This window comes from Streptomyces sp. NPDC057428, from assembly GCF_042803195.1.
Lineage (GTDB): Bacteria > Actinomycetota > Actinomycetes > Streptomycetales > Streptomycetaceae > Streptomyces.
On sequence record NZ_JBHVCT010000063.1, the window covers coordinates 1 to 16,410 of the forward strand.

The window sequence follows — 16,410 nt, forward strand, 5'->3', positions numbered from 1 at the left end:
TCAGCGCCTCGACCACGCCCACAAGACCGCGCTCGCCCTGGTCCGCGAGCACGATGTCATCGCGCACGAGAACCTGACGATCCGCAGCATGGTCAAGGCCGTCGCGCCGAAGGACCAGCGTCCGGAGACGTTCCTGAAGCTCGCCTGGCAGTTCTTCGAGTGCTTTCCACAGCTCTCAGGCGTGCGCTTCAGCCACGCCTGGGGCGGTGCGATCGACACCTGCTCGCGTTTCTCCGCGTTCTTCGGCACGGCCCACGGGGGCCGCGTCGCCTATGCCGCCGGATACACCGGCCTGGGGGTCGGTGCCACGCGTTTCGGTGCCGACGTGATGCTCGATCTCCTCGCGGGCGAGGAGACGGAGCGCACCGCGCTCGACATGGTCCGCTCCAAGCCGATGCCCTTCCCGCCCGAGCCCTTCGCCTGGGCAGGGATCGAGCTCACCAAGAGGTCGCTCGCCCGGGCCGACAGCCATGGGGGACACCGCAATCTGTGGCTGCGGACCATGGACCGGATGGGTCTCGGCTTCGACAGCTGAACCGGGGTGACCCAGGTCACCGCCGACGGGTGGCCGAACCCGCGTCATGATCCGGTAGACGCCGGCATTTCCCACCCCGGGGGACGGCTGCCCGGTGGTTCGGGACGGGCATCCGCGGGGTCGGCCGGGGTGCCTGGATCGTCGTGCCGCGCCCGGGCAGCACGGTCGCCCGCCGCCCGCGCCCGCCGTGACGGGGGTTGATGCGCCGCCAGAGGTCTTGACAACCGGGGCTGATGACCTGGTCCATCAACTGGGACCGGTTCAAAAACTGGGAGTTCTCCAGGAACTTCGACGCCTACTTCGGCGGCTGACCACTCCTCGTGAGGGCCCGCAGCGTGAGCAGCAGCACCGCGCTCAGGCACCAGCCGGCCACCACGTCCAGCGGCCAGTGGTAGCCGCGCAGCACCAGACCGACGCTCGTCGCCGCCGTCAGCAGGACGGCGGCGACGAGCGTCACCCATGTCCGCCTCACATACGGGGCCAGCAGCAGGGCCGCCGCCCCGTACGCCACCATCGCCGTGGTGGTGTGCCCCGAGGGGTAGTAGCCCGTGGCCTCCGTCAGCGGCCCCTGACGCTCCGTCCACAGCTTCAGCGGGACGACCAGTGCCGGTACGGCCGCCATGGCCAGGACGGCGTACAGGGCCGCGCGCCGGGCCCGGCGGAACCAGGCCACCAGGACCGCGCAGGCCAGCACCGGCACGGCGACCTGCATGTTGCCGAGGTCGGCGAAGAGATCCGCCAGGCCTGCCGGGCCACGCCCCGCCAGCTCCAGGCCGAGGCGCTCGTCGGGCCCGAGCAGGGGCCCGCCGGACAGCACCTGCCAGGTGATCAGGGCGAAAAGGGCCGCCGACACCGCGGCCGTGGAAACGAGAAGAACCGGCCACCGGGGAACAGGGGGGATTGTTCCGGGGTGGCCGGTCGGATCGGGTTGCCGCGCGCCCCGGGGGGTGTGGGGCGAGCGGCCATCCGATCGGTGAGGAGTCCCGGAGCACGAGGCTCCGGTGGTGTGCGCAAGGGCACGGCCGGTACGGCGCTGGGGGAGCCCCGGCCCGGCTTCGCCCGCAGTCCCCTGCGGGCGGGGTGTTTCTCTCATCTGGGAAAACCGTACGTCAGAGGAAGGATGCACCGGAAGCGACAACGGTATCTCGCCATCGCCCCCGCACACCTTCTTCACACGCCCTCGCACCCGCCCGGGTCATCGCCGCCGGGAACGGCGCGCGGCGGCCGGGTGTTTCGCACGGATTCAGAGCTGCGCGAACGCCCGCTCGATGATGTCGAGGCCCTCGTTCAGCAGGTCCTCGCCGATGACGAGCGGCGGCAGGAAACGGAGCACGTTGCCGTAGGTGCCGCAGGTCAGCACCAGCAGCCCCTCGGCGTGGCACGCCTTGGCCAGCGACGCGGCGGAGGCGGCGTCGGGGTCCTTCGTGCCGGACTTCACCAGCTCGATCGCGATCATGGCGCCACGGCCGCGGATGTCACCGATGATGTCGCCGTTGGGCAGCTTGGCCCGCATCTCGGCGAGGCGGCCCTTCATGACCTCCTCGATGCGCTTGGCCTTGCCGTTCAGGTCCAGCTCGCGCATCGTCTCGATGGCGCCGAGCGCACCCGCGCAGGCCACCGGGTTTCCGCCGTAGGTACCGCCGAGGCCGCCGGCGTGGGCGGCGTCCATGATCTCGGCGCGGCCGGTCACCGCCGAGAGCGGGAGGCCCCCGGCGATGCCCTTGGCCGTGGTGATGAGGTCAGGCACGATGCCCTCGTCCTCACAGGCGAACCACTGTCCGGTGCGGCAGAAGCCGGACTGGATCTCGTCCGCGACGAAGACGATGCCGTTGTCCTTCGCGAACTGCGCGATCGCCGGGAGGAAGCCCTTGGCCGGCTCGATGAAGCCGCCCTCGCCGAGGACCGGCTCGATGATGATCGCGGCGACGTTGTCCGCGCCGATCTGCTTGGTGATCTCGTCGATGGCCTGGGCGGACGCCTCGGCGCCGGCGTTCTCGGCCCCGGTCGGCCAGCGGTAGCCGTACGCCACGGGCACGCGGTAGACCTCGGGCGCGAACGGACCGAAGCCCTGCTTGTACGGCATGTTCTTCGCCGTCAGGGCCATCGTGAGGTTGGTCCGGCCGTGGTAGCCGTGGTCGAAGACGACGACCGCGGTGCGCTTCGTCCAGGCGCGGGCGATCTTCACGGCGTTCTCGACGGCCTCGGCGCCCGAGTTGAACAGCGCGGACTTCTTGGCGTGGTCGCCCGGCGTCAGCTCGGCGAGCTGCTCGCAGACCTCGACGTACCCCTCGTAGGGCGTGACCATGAAACAGGTGTGGGTGAAGTCGGCGAGCTGCGCGGACGCCCGGCGTACGACGGCCTCGGCGGAGGCGCCCACGGATGTCACGGCGATGCCGGAACCGAAGTCGATCAGCCGGTTGCCGTCCACGTCCTCGATGATCCCGCCGCCGGCCCGGGCGGTGAAGACCGGCAGCGTGGAACCCACACCCGCGGCGACGGCCGCCAAGCGGCGAGCCTGCAGCTCGACCGACTTCGGGCCGGGGATGGCAGTGACGAGGCGGCGCTCCTGCGGGATGTCGGACATGCGGGGCTCCTGGGGGTGTTTCGGACGCTTCTGTTTCTGCAGGCTAGGGGTGGGTGCGGGCAGCGGTCATGCTCCGATGGGGAGTGATGCCGGCGTGTCCTTGTCCGCGACGGACAGATGGGCGGGGAGCAGGGCCGCGGGACGCCCCGCCGGGACATCCGGCCGCATGGCTGAACTCCCGGCGCCCGGGCACTAGATTGGCCGGTGCAGAAGGCGGGACCTGGCTGGTCAGGGGGCAGCGGTTCATGGACACCGAAGGCATGTACGACGCGCGGGGCACGGATGCGGGCAGGGTGCCCCGTCCGGCGGGGCCACCGCCCGCCGCGCCACCGCCGCCCACGCACGCCCCGCGCCCGGGGCCCCCGCCGGCCGACGGGGGTCTGGAGGCATGGCTGCGCGCCCCCCGCCCGGACGCCGGACCGGGCGTCTGGCGCCTCGGGCACGTCCCACGCCCGCCGGAGAAGCCCGAGGGCGTGTCCGACCGCTCGCTGGTGGTCGGGGTACTCGTCTCCGCGCTCTCCGGGCTGCTCCTGTGGTCCCTGTGGCGCAACGGATACATCCCCTACCGCCTCGTCCCGCTGAAACTGTTCACCCCCCACGACTGGTGGTACGCCGGGACGTTCGGCGGCCCCAGGACGATCGAGGGCGCCGACGCGCTCACGGTCTACGAGGCCGTCCTCTTCGGGCTCCTGGTCTACGGCTGCGGGAGGCTCGGCAACTGGTCGGAGATCTTCCGGCGCCATGTCGCCGGACGCGGGCAGCCCTTCCTGGCGCTGACCACGGCCGCCGGAGGCGCCGTCGCCGAAGTCCTCGTGTGGAAGGACGCGGTCCCGCTCGTCAGGCCGGTACTGGTCCTGGTCGCCGCGGTCGCCGGCGGTGAGATCTACCAGAGCCAGGCCGTGGTCAACGTGATCTACGCCCTGATCGCCCTCGGGGTGCTCTGGCCGTTCGCCCGCCTCGGACGCTGGCGCGAGCTGATCGCCGCGCGTACCGGAAAGGGCGCCGCCGGGGTGCCCGCGGCCGCCTCCGCGCCCCCGGACGCGCCCACCCCCGACCAGTGGCCCGAGCTGCGCACGGCGGGGCTGACGGACGCCGCCGAGACCCTCGCCACCGAGGTGCGGACCGGCCGGATGAACGATGTGGACGTCGCGCGGCTGCGCCACGCCTGGACCGTCGGGCGGACCAGGCCGGAGCGCCTCGCCGCGCTCACCGAGGCCGTCCTGCGCACCGGAGGCGCCGCCGCTCTGCACCCCTCGGGCACCCGCGACCTTCCCCGCCGCGCCGCACGGCACGATCTGCTGACCGGACAGGTCAGGATCGGCACCTTCGCCGACGACCCGCACAACCCGTACGCCCGCCGTGGCTCGGGCACCGCCCTGGAGCCCGCGCTGCTGGGCACGTCCCTGCTCGCGGTCGGACCGCCCGGGGCGGGCAAGTCCGCCCTGCTCGTGCGCCCCGTCGTGGAGTCGCTCGCCCTGCAGGCGCTCGCCGGCCGGGCCGCCGTGCTCGCCGTCGGCGGCACCGGAGGGGAGCTCGGTCCGGACGAGGCGTTCGACGTCGTGGTGCGGATCGGCGACCCCTCGTCCGCGCACGACTTCGACCTGTACGGCGGTACGACGGACCCCGACGAGGCCGCGAGCGTGCTCGCGGAGGGACTGGTCGGCGACGTGCCCCAGCTGGACAGCAGGCGCGCCGCGACCGTGCTCGCCCAGCTGCTCGGCCCCTACCGTGCGGTCCACGGGCACTTCCCCGGGGTGCCCGAACTCCGGCAGCTCCTGGACGGCGACCACGCCGCGACCGGCGCACTGCGGGAGGCACTGGCCGCCGGCGGGCATCAGGCGATGCTGCGCGACCTGGAGGCCCGAACCCGGCAGAGGGGCGGGCCCGGGGACCCCGGGCCCGCCCTGGCCGACCGGATCGCCCTGCTCGACCGGCCCGCGTTCGCGCCCTTCTTCGCCACCGGCGAGCAGGCCAGGCCCTTCTCGCTGCGCTCCCTGGAGCACCTGCCGCTCCGGGTCAGGATCGACCTCCCTGAGCGGGCGCACGCCGAGGCGTCGGCCCTGCTGGCCCGGCTCGTGCTCGCCCAGTTCACGGCTGTCACCGCCGCTCGTACCGACCGGTCGCTCTTCGTCTGCCTGGTGCTCGACGACGCCACGCACACGGTCACCGCCGGGACGGTCCGCGGAATCCGGCGACTGCGCTCGGTCAACGCGGGAGCCGTCCTCGCCCTGCGCACCGTCGACGACGTCCCCGAGCAGCTGCACACCGCGCTGCTCGGCGCTGTCGGCTGCCGCATGGCGTTCAGCGGCGTCACGACCTGGGACGGCAAGCGTTTCTCGGAGGCCTGGGGCAAGGAGTGGATCGAGACCCGCGAGGTCGCCGAGCACGCCGTCTTCGCGGACCAGCCGTTGACCCGCGCCCTGCACGCGCTGCGCAAGCTCGTCACCGGCAAGGCCGTGACCAGGGAAGCCGTCACCGTGAAGCGGGTCGAACGGGAGCGCTGGTCGGCCTCGGAGCTGGCGTACTCCCTGCCCGCCGGACACGCCGTCCTGTCCCTGACGACCGTGGACGGTGAACACGCGCCCCCGCTCCTCGTCGAGCTGAGTGGCTGAACGGGCGGCGGTGACGGGGACCCTGCCGCCCTGGCAGAATCGCCCCCGTCCGTCTGTACGAGGCGGAGCAATCGAACCGCCCGCCCAGGGCGCCACCAACCGGGCCGCCCCCGCGGACGGCCCCGCCTACACCCGGAGGTCCGGCGGTCCCATGCCTCCCACCCTCGCCTCGCTGGTCCAGCACTCGGCGCTCAAGCTCACCGTCCGGGCGGGGGCCGACCGGCTCGGTACCCCGGTGCGCTGGGCGCACGCCAGCGAACTGGCCGACCCCGTGCCGTACATGGAGGGCGGTGAGCTGCTCCTCGTCACGGCGACCAACCTCGACGCCCGGGACCCGGCGACCATGCGCCGTTACGTACAGCGGCTGGCCGGTGCGGGGGTCGCTGGAGTCGGCTTCGGTGTGGGCGTCACCTACGACGACATCCCGGCCGCTCTCGTGGACGCCGCCGAGGAAGCGGGACTACCGCTCCTCGAAGTGCCCAGACGCACGCCGTTCCTGGCCATCAGCAAGGCGGTGTCGGCGGCCATCGCGGCCGACCAGTACCGGTCGGTCACGGCCGGTTTCGAGGCCCAGCGCGAACTGACCAGGGCGGCCGTCGCCGGCGACGGCCCGGCGGCGCTCCTCACACGGCTCGCCGCGCACATCGACGGCTGGGCGGCCCTTTACGACTCCTCGGGAGCCGTACTCGCCGCCGCACCGGACTGGGCCGCCCGGCGCGCCGCCCGGCTCACTCCCGAGGTGGAACGCCTGCGCGACCGCCCCGCCCCGGCCAGCGCTGTCGTCGGCGACACCGAGGGCGACGACAGGGTCGAGCTCCAGTCCCTGGGCACCGGCCGGCGGGCCCGCGGTGCGCTGGCCGTCGGCACCGGAGCGGCGCTCGGCACGGCCGAGAGGTACGCCGTGAACTCGGCCGTCGCGCTGCTGACACTCACCACGGCACGCTCCCGCGCGCTCCAGGGCGCGGAACAGCGCCTCGGAGCGGCGGTCCTGCGGATGCTGCTCGCGGGCCAGTCCGACCACGCCCGGGCCGTCGCGGGGGATCTGTACGGAGGGCTCCTCGACGCCCCCTTCCGGCTCCTCATCGCGGAGGCGCCGGTCCCGGCCGGGACCGAAACGCTCGCAGAGGCGCTGGACTTGGCCGCCGGACGGTCCGGCGAGACCCTGCTGATGGTGCCCGAGGGCGAGCGCCTCGTGGTCCTGGCCGTGGACGGCGGCGCCGTGGTGGCGGCCTGCGCCGCCCACGCACGGGCCGAGGAGGACCGGCCGCCTCGCGAGTCCGGGGCCGACGAGCCCGAAGTGGTCGTCGGTCTTTCGGCTCCCTCCGGGCCGATCGCCGTCTCCGCCGCGTACAAGCAGGCCGAACAGGCCCTCTTGGTCGCCCGCCGCCGCGGCAGGGCGCTCGTCGAGCACGAGGAGCTCGCCGCGGGGTCCGTCCTGCCGCTCCTGGCCGACGACGCGGTCCGCGCCTTCGCCGACGGGATGCTGCGGCCGTTGCAGGAGCACGACTCCAAGGGCCGCGGGGACCTCGTCGCCTCCCTGCGCGCCTGGCTCTCCCGGCACGGCCAGTGGGACGCGGCGGCCGCCGACCTCGGTGTCCACCGCCACACCCTGCGCTACCGGATGCGCCGGGTCGAAGAGATCCTCGGCCGTTCGCTGGACGATCCGGACGTCCGCATGGAGCTGTGGCTGGCCCTGAAGACGACGGCTGCCTCGTCGGGGAGCGCGTAGCGTCCACCTGTCCCGGGATCCGCGTCCTCACGGCGCGGCCGGAGCCACGCCTGAGCGGCCGCGTGGGCGTCCGCCCGGAGGCAGGCGCGGCTGCCTGCGACAAAGCGGCGTACCGTCCGTCCGCTCCACTCCACGGTGGACAAGCCTCATCCGTCCTGGGTCGCCCTACGGTGGGGCCGAAGGGCGCCTCAGCGGTGCCCGGCGACCTCGTTCACCACCCCTGAAGGGCCGGAACCGCCATGACTTCCACCCACGCCTTCTGGCTGGCCGGCCGCCGCGCCACCGGCGAGGACAGCTTCGACGTCACCAACTCCTGGGACGGACGTCTCGTCGGTACGGTCTCCGTGCCGACCGACGCCCAGGTCGAGGAGGCCGTCGCGGCGGCATGGGCCGTGCGCGAGGAGTTCGCGGCGACCCCGGCGCACGTACGGGCCGCCGCGCTCGACCACGTCGTACGCCGCCTCACGGAGCGCACCGAGGAGGTCGCGCAGCTGATCTCGGCGGAGAACGGCAAGCCCGTCAAGTGGGCCCGCGGCGAGGTCGGCCGGGCCGTGTCCGTATTCCGGTTCGCCGCCGAGGAGGCCCGCCGCTTCAACGGGGGCGAAGCCCAGCGCCTCGACACCGACCTCGGCGGCACCGGCCGCCTCGGGTTGACCCGCCGCTTCCCGCGCGGTCCGGTGCTCGGCATCTCGCCGTTCAACTTCCCGCTCAACCTGAGCGCCCACAAGGTCGCCCCGGCCATCGCCGTCGGCGCGCCGATCATCCTCAAGCCCGCGCCCGCCACCCCGATCTCCGCGCTGATCCTGGGTGAGCTGCTGGCCGAGACCGACCTCCCGGCCGGGTCGTGGTCCGTGCTGACCGTGCCCAACGACAAGATGCCCGCCCTGGTCCAGGACGAGCGGCTGCCCGTGATCTCCTTCACCGGGTCCGGCCCCGTCGGCTACTCGATCATGGAGTCGGTGCCGCGCAAGCACTGCACCCTCGAACTCGGCGGCAACGGCGCCGCCGTCGTGCTCGGCGACTGGTCCTCCGAGGAGGACCTGGACCTGGCCGCGAACCGCATCGCGACCTTCTCGAACTATCAGGGCGGCCAGTCCTGCATCGCGGTCCAGCGGGTCATCGCCGACTCCTCCGTGTACGACCGGCTGGTCCCGAAGATCGTCGCCGCCGTCGAGTCCCTGGTGACCGGTGACCCCTCCGACGCGGCCACCGACGTCGGCCCGCTGGTCAGTGAGGACGCCGCACGCCGTGTCGAGTCCTGGGTCGACGAGGCCGTCACCGCCGGCGCCACCCTGCTCACCGGCGGCAAGCGCGACGGCGCCACCTACGCCCCGACCGTCCTCACCGACCTCCCGGACACCACGACGATCGCCCGCGAGGAGGTCTTCGGCCCGGTGCTGTACATCCGGAAGACCCACGGCGAGGCCGAGGCGTTCGCGGCCGTCAACGACTCCGATTCCGGCCTTCAGGCAGGTGTCTTCACCCACGACCTGCAGACCGCCTTCCGCGCCCACCGTGCCCTGGAGGTCGGCGGCGTGATCATCGGCGACGTGCCCTCCTACCGGGCCGACCAGATGCCGTACGGCGGCGCCAAGCAGTCCGGAGTGGGCCGCGAGGGCGTTCGCTACACCATGGACGACTACACCTACGAGCGGGTCCTGGTCCTCACTGGCCTGGCCCTGTAGCCGGGAGCGCCGACGAACCGGCCGGAGCCCGCTGTGCGGGGGCTCCGGCCGGTTCCGTGTCTGCGGGGGCCCGCCGCAGGGGTGGTGGGGGTCACGCAGATCGGGTAGATACGGACGAGTGGTACCGATCGGCACGCGTACGTCCCGACCCATATCCCGACTCGCGGCGAGGTGAGCTCCTCATGTCCGCCCCATCCGACATCCCCCAGGCCCCCAAAGTCACCGAGCGCGAAGCACGGCAGGTGGCCGAGGCCGCCCGCGAACAGGACTGGCGCAAGCCCAGCTTCGCCAAGGAACTCTTCCTCGGACGCTTCCGGCTCGACCTGATCCACCCCCACCCCCAGCCGGCCCCCGACGACGTGCGGCGCGGCGAGGCCTTCCTCGCCCGGATGCGCGAATTCTGCGAAACCCGGGTCGACGGCGCCCTCATCGAGCGCGAGGCGAAGATTCCCGACGAGGTGATCAACGGGCTCAGGGAGCTCGGCGCCCTCGGCATGAAGATCGAGACGAAGTACGGCGGCCTGGGGCTGACCCAGGTCTACTACAACAAGGCGCTCGCGCTGGCCGGTTCGGCGAGCCCCGCCATCGGCGCGCTTCTCTCCGCGCACCAGTCCATCGGCGTGCCGCAGCCCCTGAAGATGTTCGGCACCCAGGAGCAGAAGGACACCTTCCTGCCCCGACTGGCGCGCACCGACATCTCCGCGTTCCTGCTCACGGAACCCGACGTCGGCTCCGACCCGGCACGGCTCGCGACGACCGCGGTGCCCGAGGGTGACGACTACATCCTGGACGGCGTGAAGCTCTGGACGACCAACGGCGTCGTCGCCGACCTGCTCGTGGTGATGGCACGGGTCCCGGAGTCCGACGGTCACACGGGCGGCATCACCGCCTTCGTCGTCGAGGCCGACTCCCCGGGCATCACCGTGGAGCACCGCAACGCCTTCATGGGCCTGCGCGGCATCGAGAACGGCCTGACCCGCTTCCACGGCGTACGCGTGCCGGCGGCCAACCGGATCGGGCCCGAGGGCGCCGGTCTCAAGATCGCCCTCACCACGCTCAACACCGGCCGCCTCTCGCTGCCCGCCATGTGCGTGGGCGTCGGAAAGTGGTCTCTGAAGATCGCCCGCGAATGGTCGGCGGTCCGCGAGCAGTGGGGCAGGCCGGTCGCCCGGCACGAGGCCGTCGGCGCGAAGATCTCCTTCATCGCCGCCACCACCTTCGCTCTCGAAGCGGTCGTGGACCTCTCCTCGCAGATGGCCGACGAGAGCCGTAACGACATCCGCATCGAGGCCGCGCTCGCCAAGCTGTACGGCTCCGAGATGGGCTGGCTGATCTCCGACGAACTGGTCCAGATCCGCGGCGGCCGCGGCTTCGAGACCGCCGACTCGCTCGCCGCCCGCGGCGAACGGGCCGTACCCGCCGAGCAGATGCTCCGCGACATGCGGATCAACCGGATCTTCGAGGGTTCCACGGAGATCATGCACCTGCTGATCGCCCGCGAGGCCGTCGACGCCCACCTCAAGGTCGCCGGCGACATCATCGACCCCGACAAGCAGTTCGCCGACAAGGCGCGGGCGGGTGCCAACGCCGCGCAGTTCTACGCGCGCTGGCTCCCCAAGCTGGTCAGCGGTCCCGGCCGGCTGCCCAACGCCTACGGCGAGTTCCGGGTCCCCGGCCACCCCGACCTCTCCACCCATCTGCGGTACGTGGAGCGTTCCTCCCGCAAGCTGGCGCGCTCGACCTTCTACGCGATGTCCCGCTGGCAGGGCCGCATGGAGACCAAGCAGGGCTTCCTCGGCCGGATCGTCGACATCGGCGCCGAGCTCTTCGCGATGAGCGCGGCCTGTGTCCGCGCCGAGCACCTGCGCGCCGACGACGACCACGGACGCGAGGCCTACCAGCTCGCCGACGTGTTCTGCCGGCAGTCCCGCCTCCGAGTCGAGGAGCTCTTCGGCCGGCTGTGGTCCAACACCGACGACATCGACCGCCGCGTGGTCGACGGAGTCCTCTCCGGGACCTACACCTGGCTGGAGGAGGGCGTCATCGACCCGAGCGGCGAAGGCGCCTGGATCGCCGACGCCACCCCCGGACCCGCCGCCGGGGACAACGTCCACCGTCCCATCCGCTGACCCACCGCAGCCGCGGGGCGCGTCCACTGCCTGGACGCGCCCCGCCGCTGCGTCCCGGGCGCGGCGAAGTGGGCGCGCGGGACCCGGTCCTGCTTCGTCGCCGGAGTCATCGGGACGACGAGCGTGCGCTGCGTCTCCGCCGAGCAGCAGGCACGCTTCCACCAGGGCTGCACACCCGCCGACCGGGACGTGCGGGACATGGCGCACCTGCGGGACAAGTTCGGCATCGAGACCGCCTTCTGATCACCGGATGCCGCACAATCGAGCCTCGGCCGCGATCGGACACCGATCCCGGCCCGTCAACGGGAGACAGGGGCAGGCATGTTCGGGGTGCGCGGAGCGGGTGTCCGGCGGCGACGGGGCGGCGGCCGGCGGGGCGCCGCAGCGGCGGGATGCGCGGTGATCGCTCTCGCGGCTGTCACCGGATGCGGCGGCGACGGTGACGACGGCAAGCCGGAGGCCGCGAGGAGTTCGGCGCCCTCCCGGCCGGGAGCCACCGCCCGCGGGCTCACCGAGGCGCAGCTCACCGCCCTCGCCCTCGCCGACGGGGAGAAGGCCGGCAGCCTCACCGTGTCCGAGTACTCCCTGGGCGGACCGCTCGGCGACGCCTACACCGCCTCGCCCGCCGTGTGTCAGCCACTGGTCAGCCTGGCCGGTGACGTCTTTGGCCACACCCCCACCGCCCAGGTGCAGCGGAAGGCCGAGGAGCCCGGCGAAATACTCGGCGTCACCGTCGACGTGACGCTGCGCTCGTACGCCGGCGGGGTCGCTTCGCAGGTCATGCGGTCGCTGGACCGGGCGGGCCGGGAGTGCGCCGGGGGCCTCACGGAGGAACGGGCCGTCGCCCGCGCCACGTACGAGAAGGTCGAACCCGCCGCGCTGCCCTCCTTCGCGGACGAGGCCGACGAGGCGAAGGCCTTCCGCTTCACCGTCCTCGACGTGAAGGGGAAGCTCAAGCTTCACGAGTACCTCACCGTCCTGCGGTCCGGGGCCACCACGCTCGCCTTCCGCGGTGAGATCCTCGGCACGAAGGACATCGGCCGGATCCCCGAGGACGTCATGTCCGCCCAGTGGAGGAAATTCCGTGCCGGGCGGGCCTGAGGCACACCCCGACGGGGATGCCCTGTCGGTGCGCCCGGCGGATGCGGCAACAATGGGGGCCATGAGCGACAGCCCCGCACCCCTCGCCGACCCGCATCTCGTCTTCGACGCGGTGGACGGCCGCCGGGATCTGGTGATCCTCGGCTCCACCGGGTCCATCGGTACCCAGGCCATCGACCTGGTGCTCCGCAACCCCGGCCGTTTCCGTGTCACCGCGCTCTCCGCGGCGGGCGGCAGGGTCCAGCTCCTCGCCGAGCAGGCCGCGCAGCTGCGGGTGCGTACCGTCGCGGTCGCCGACGCGGACAAGGTGCCGGCCCTCCGGGTGGCCCTTCGCGAGGCGTACGGCGCGGGGGAGCCGCTGCCCGGGATCCTGGCAGGACCCGACGCAGCCACGGAGCTCGCCGCGAGCGCGTGCCACACCGTGCTGAACGGGATCACCGGCTCGATCGGCCTCGCCCCCACGCTCGCCGCCCTGAAGGCCGGCCGCACCCTGGCCCTGGCCAACAAGGAGTCGTTGATCGTCGGCGGCCCGCTGGTGAAGGCCGTCGCCGCCCCGGGCCAGATCATCCCGGTCGACTCCGAGCACGCAGCCCTCTTCCAGGCGCTCGCCGCCGGCAAGCGTGCCGACGTGCGCAAGCTCGTCGTGACCGCATCGGGCGGGCCGTTCCGGGGCCGTAGGCGCGCCGAGCTGGCCGACGTGACCAGGGAGCAGGCGCTGGCGCACCCGACCTGGGCCATGGGGCCGGTCATCACGGTCAACTCCGCGACCCTGGTCAACAAGGGCCTGGAGGTCATCGAGGCACACCTCCTCTACGACATCCCGTTCGACCGGATCGAGGTCGTGGTCCACCCCCAGTCCTACGTTCACTCGATGGTGGAGTTCACCGACGGCTCCACCCTCGCCCAGGCGACCCCGCCCGACATGCGGGGCCCCATCGCCATCGGCCTCGGCTGGCCCGAGCGGGTCCCGGACGCCGCCCCCGCCTTCGACTGGACGAAGGCCTCCAGCTGGGAGTTCTTCCCGCTGGACACCGAGGCGTTCCCGTCCGTCGGGCTCGCCCGGCACGTCGGTACCCTCGGCGGCACCGCCCCCGCCGTGTTCAACGCGGCCAACGAGGAGTGCGTGGACGCGTTCCTGGCGGGGCGGCTGCCGTTCAACGGCATCATGGATACGGTCACAGCGGTGGTGACCGAACACGGAACCCCCGCCACGGGAACTCCGCTGACGGTCGCGGACGTCCTTGAAGCGGAGACCTGGGCCCGTGCCCGGGCCCGCGAACTCTCGGCGGCAGCGACAGCGGAGGCGCACGTATGAGTACGACGACGATCCTGATGACGGTCCTGGGGATCGCCATCTTCGCCGTGGGTCTGCTGTTCTCGATCGCCTGGCACGAACTCGGCCACCTCTCGACGGCCAAGCTCTTCGGCATCCGGGTCCCGCAGTACATGGTCGGCTTCGGCCCGACGGTCTGGTCGCGGAAGAAGGGCGACACCGAGTACGGCGTCAAGGCCATCCCCGCGGGCGGCTACATCCGCATGATCGGCATGTTCCCGCCCGGCCCCGATGGCAGGCTGGAGGCACGCTCCACCTCCCCGTGGCGCGGGATGATCGAGGACGCCAGGTCCGCCGCCTTCGAGGAGCTCCAGCCGGGCGACGAGTCGCGCCTCTTCTACACGCGCAAGCCGTGGAAGCGCGTGATCGTGATGTTCGCGGGGCCCTTCATGAACCTGGTCCTGGCCGTCGCGATCTTCATGGGCGTCGCGATGACCTTCGGCTTCCAGACGCAGACCACCGAGGTGGCCGGCGTCCAGCAGTGCGTGATCGCGCAGAGCGAGAACCGCGACACCTGCAAGGCATCCGACCCGGTCTCACCGGCCAAGGCCGCGGGGCTGAAGGAGGGCGACAAGATCGTCGCCTTCGACGGCAAGAAGATCGACGACTGGGCCACGCTCTCGGACAGGATCCGCGAGACGACCGGCCCCGCCACCATCACCGTGCAGCGTGACGGCCGGGAACAGACCCTGAACGCCGTGCTGAGGAAGAACGCGGTCGCGAAGAAGGACGCCGACGGCGAGGTCGTCCCCGACCAGTACGTCACCGCCGGCTACCTCGGCTTCGCCGCGAACACGGAGATCGTGCCGCTCTCCTTCGGCGACTCGGTCGTCCGCATGGGCGACATGATCGAGAACGGCGTCGACTCGATCATCGCGCTGCCCACGAAGATCCCCGACCTGTGGAACGCGGCATTCAGCGACGGTGAACGCGCCGACGACTCGCCGGTGGGCGTGGTGGGCGCCGCCAGGATCGGCGGTGAGGTGATGAACCTCGACGTCCCGGCGCAGAACCAGATCGCGATGATGCTGTTCCTGCTGGCCGGCTTCAACCTCTCGCTGTTCCTGTTCAACATGCTGCCCCTGCTCCCGCTGGACGGCGGGCACATCGCGGGAGCGCTCTGGGAGGCCATGCGCCGCAACGTGGCCAAGGTCTTCAAGCGCCCCGACCCCGGCCCGTTCGACGTGGCCAAGCTCATGCCGGTCGCCTACGTGGTCGCCGGCATCTTCATCTGCTTCACGCTGCTGGTGCTGGTCGCCGACATCGTGAACCCGGTGAAGATCACCTGACGCCTCACACGTCCCATTGGTGGCGGCCGGTCGCACAGGTGGTGTCCGGCCGCACGCCGAATGGGCGGGCTCGACGGCGGGATGCACCCCGTTCCCCTCCGGTGCCGTAACCTCGGAGCCCGGAGCCCGCCGTTCTCGGGACCTCGATCCACACCGATCCACACCTTGGGGATGCTCAGCGCATGACTGCGATTTCTCTCGGAATGCCGGCCGTTCCGACCAAGCTCGCCGACCGACGGGTCAGCCGTCAGATCCAGGTCGGGTCGGTGGCGGTCGGCGGGGACGCACCTGTGTCGGTGCAGTCGATGACGACGACTCGGACGTCGGACATCGGTGCGACGTTGCAGCAGATCGCGGAGCTGACGGCGTCGGGTTGTCAGATCGTGCGGGTGGCGTGTCCGACGCAGGATGACGCGGACGCGTTGGCGACGATCGCGAGGAAGTCGCAGATCCCGGTGATCGCGGACATTCACTTCCAGCCGAAGTACGTGTTCGCGGCGATCGACGCGGGTTGTGCGGCGGTGCGGGTGAATCCGGGGAACATCAAGCAGTTCGACGACAAGGTGAAGGAGATCGCGAGGGCCGCGGGGGACGCGGGTACTCCGATCCGGATCGGTGTGAACGCGGGTTCGCTGGACGCGCGGCTGCTGAAGAAGTACGGGAAGGCGACGCCGGAGGCTCTGGTGGAGTCGGCGTTGTGGGAGGCGTCGCTGTTCGAGGAGCACGGCTTCCGTGACATCAAGATCTCGGTGAAGCACAACGATCCGGTCGTGATGGTGAATGCCTACCGTCAGCTGGCGGCGCAGTCGGACTATCCGCTGCATCTGGGTGTGACCGAGGCGGGTCCGGCGTTCCAGGGGACGATCAAGTCCGCGGTGGCGTTCGGTGCGCTGCTCTCGGAGGGGATCGGCGACACGATCAGGGTGTCGTTGTCGGCTCCTCCGGCGGAGGAGGTCAAGGTCGGTCTGCAGATTCTGGAGGCGCTGAATCTGAAGCAGCGGCGTCTGGAGATCGTGTCGTGTCCCTCGTGCGGGCGTGCGCAGGTGGATGTGTACAAGCTGGCGGATCAGGTGAGTGCGGGTCTGGAGGGTATGGAGGTTCCGCTGCGGGTCGCGGTGATGGGCTGTGTGGTGAACGGTCCGGGTGAGGCGCGTGAGGCGGATCTGGGTGTGGCGTCGGGTAACGGCAAGGGTCAGATCTTCGTGAAGGGTGAGGTCATCAAGACCGTCCCGGAGTCGAAGATCGTGGAGACCCTCATCGAGGAAGCCATGAAGATCGCGGAGCAGATGGAGAAGGACGGCATCGCCTCGGGCGAGCCCCAGGTCTCCATCGCGGGCTGACACCCGGACGCTTCCCACCGTGCCCCGCAGGCCGTGTCCTGCGGGGCACAGCTGTGTCCGTGTGCTAATGGCT

Annotated in this window: 11 protein-coding genes and 1 pseudogene; 10 read left to right on the forward strand and 2 right to left on the reverse strand. The window is 71.8% G+C overall.

Annotated elements, in window-relative coordinates; all coding sequences use genetic code 11:
- Positions 1 to 535: pseudogene (locus ACFU5K_RS22475) on the forward strand (hypothetical protein); the annotation flags it as partial.
- A gap of 295 nt (positions 536 to 830) precedes the next feature.
- Here ACFU5K_RS22475 and ACFU5K_RS22480 read toward each other — a convergent pair.
- Together ACFU5K_RS22480 and gabT are read right to left on the reverse strand one after the other, a co-directional pair.
- Positions 831 to 1,388 carry a phosphatase PAP2 family protein gene (locus ACFU5K_RS22480; RefSeq protein ID WP_384064517.1) on the reverse strand — a complete coding sequence of 186 codons (558 nt, stop codon included), beginning with the start codon at positions 1,386 to 1,388 and terminating at the stop codon, positions 831 to 833.
- 390 nt (positions 1,389 to 1,778) lie between these two features.
- A complete protein-coding gene (gene gabT, locus ACFU5K_RS22485; RefSeq protein ID WP_384064520.1) occupies positions 1,779 to 3,119 on the reverse strand; it encodes a 4-aminobutyrate--2-oxoglutarate transaminase in 1,341 nt (446 codons plus the stop codon).
- 245 nt (positions 3,120 to 3,364) lie between these two features.
- Here gabT and ACFU5K_RS22490 point away from each other — a divergent pair, with 245 nt between their 5' ends.
- The 9 genes from ACFU5K_RS22490 to ispG all read left to right on the forward strand — a co-directional run bounded on the left by ACFU5K_RS22490 (position 3,365) and on the right by ispG (position 16,337).
- Entirely contained in the window at positions 3,365 to 5,731 is a 2,367-nt protein-coding gene (locus ACFU5K_RS22490; RefSeq protein ID WP_384064523.1) for an ATP/GTP-binding protein, read from the forward strand.
- A gap of 151 nt (positions 5,732 to 5,882) precedes the next feature.
- Positions 5,883 to 7,460 (forward strand): PucR family transcriptional regulator, encoded by a 1,578-nt coding sequence (locus ACFU5K_RS22495; protein WP_384064526.1) that lies wholly within the window; start codon positions 5,883 to 5,885, stop codon positions 7,458 to 7,460.
- Between the two features lie 239 nt (positions 7,461 to 7,699).
- Positions 7,700 to 9,145, forward strand: coding sequence for an aldehyde dehydrogenase family protein (locus ACFU5K_RS22500; RefSeq protein WP_384064528.1), 1,446 nt, complete (start codon positions 7,700 to 7,702; stop codon positions 9,143 to 9,145).
- 182 nt (positions 9,146 to 9,327) lie between these two features.
- Entirely contained in the window at positions 9,328 to 11,274 is a 1,947-nt protein-coding gene (locus tag ACFU5K_RS22505) for an acyl-CoA dehydrogenase family protein (protein ID WP_384064531.1), read from the forward strand.
- Between the two features lie 30 nt (positions 11,275 to 11,304).
- Positions 11,305 to 11,517 (forward strand): nucleotidyltransferase domain-containing protein, encoded by a 213-nt coding sequence (locus ACFU5K_RS22510; RefSeq protein WP_384064551.1) that lies wholly within the window; start codon positions 11,305 to 11,307, stop codon positions 11,515 to 11,517.
- Positions 11,518 to 11,673: 156 nt separating this feature from the next.
- Positions 11,674 to 12,375 (forward strand): hypothetical protein, encoded by a 702-nt coding sequence (locus tag ACFU5K_RS22515; protein WP_384064534.1) that lies wholly within the window; start codon positions 11,674 to 11,676, stop codon positions 12,373 to 12,375.
- Positions 12,376 to 12,427: 52 nt separating this feature from the next.
- Positions 12,428 to 13,690 carry a 1-deoxy-D-xylulose-5-phosphate reductoisomerase gene (dxr, locus tag ACFU5K_RS22520; protein WP_384064537.1) on the forward strand — a complete coding sequence of 421 codons (1,263 nt, stop codon included), beginning with the start codon at positions 12,428 to 12,430 and terminating at the stop codon, positions 13,688 to 13,690.
- Positions 13,687 to 14,997: a M50 family metallopeptidase gene (locus ACFU5K_RS22525; protein ID WP_384064540.1), complete on the forward strand. Its 1,311-nt coding sequence runs from the start codon at positions 13,687 to 13,689 to the stop codon at positions 14,995 to 14,997. The genes dxr and ACFU5K_RS22525 overlap by 4 nt, the downstream gene beginning before the upstream one ends.
- Before the next feature lie 182 nt (positions 14,998 to 15,179).
- Positions 15,180 to 16,337 (forward strand): flavodoxin-dependent (E)-4-hydroxy-3-methylbut-2-enyl-diphosphate synthase, encoded by a 1,158-nt coding sequence (gene ispG, locus ACFU5K_RS22530; RefSeq protein WP_327113943.1) that lies wholly within the window; start codon positions 15,180 to 15,182, stop codon positions 16,335 to 16,337.
- The last annotated feature ends 73 nt before the right edge of the window (positions 16,338 to 16,410 follow it).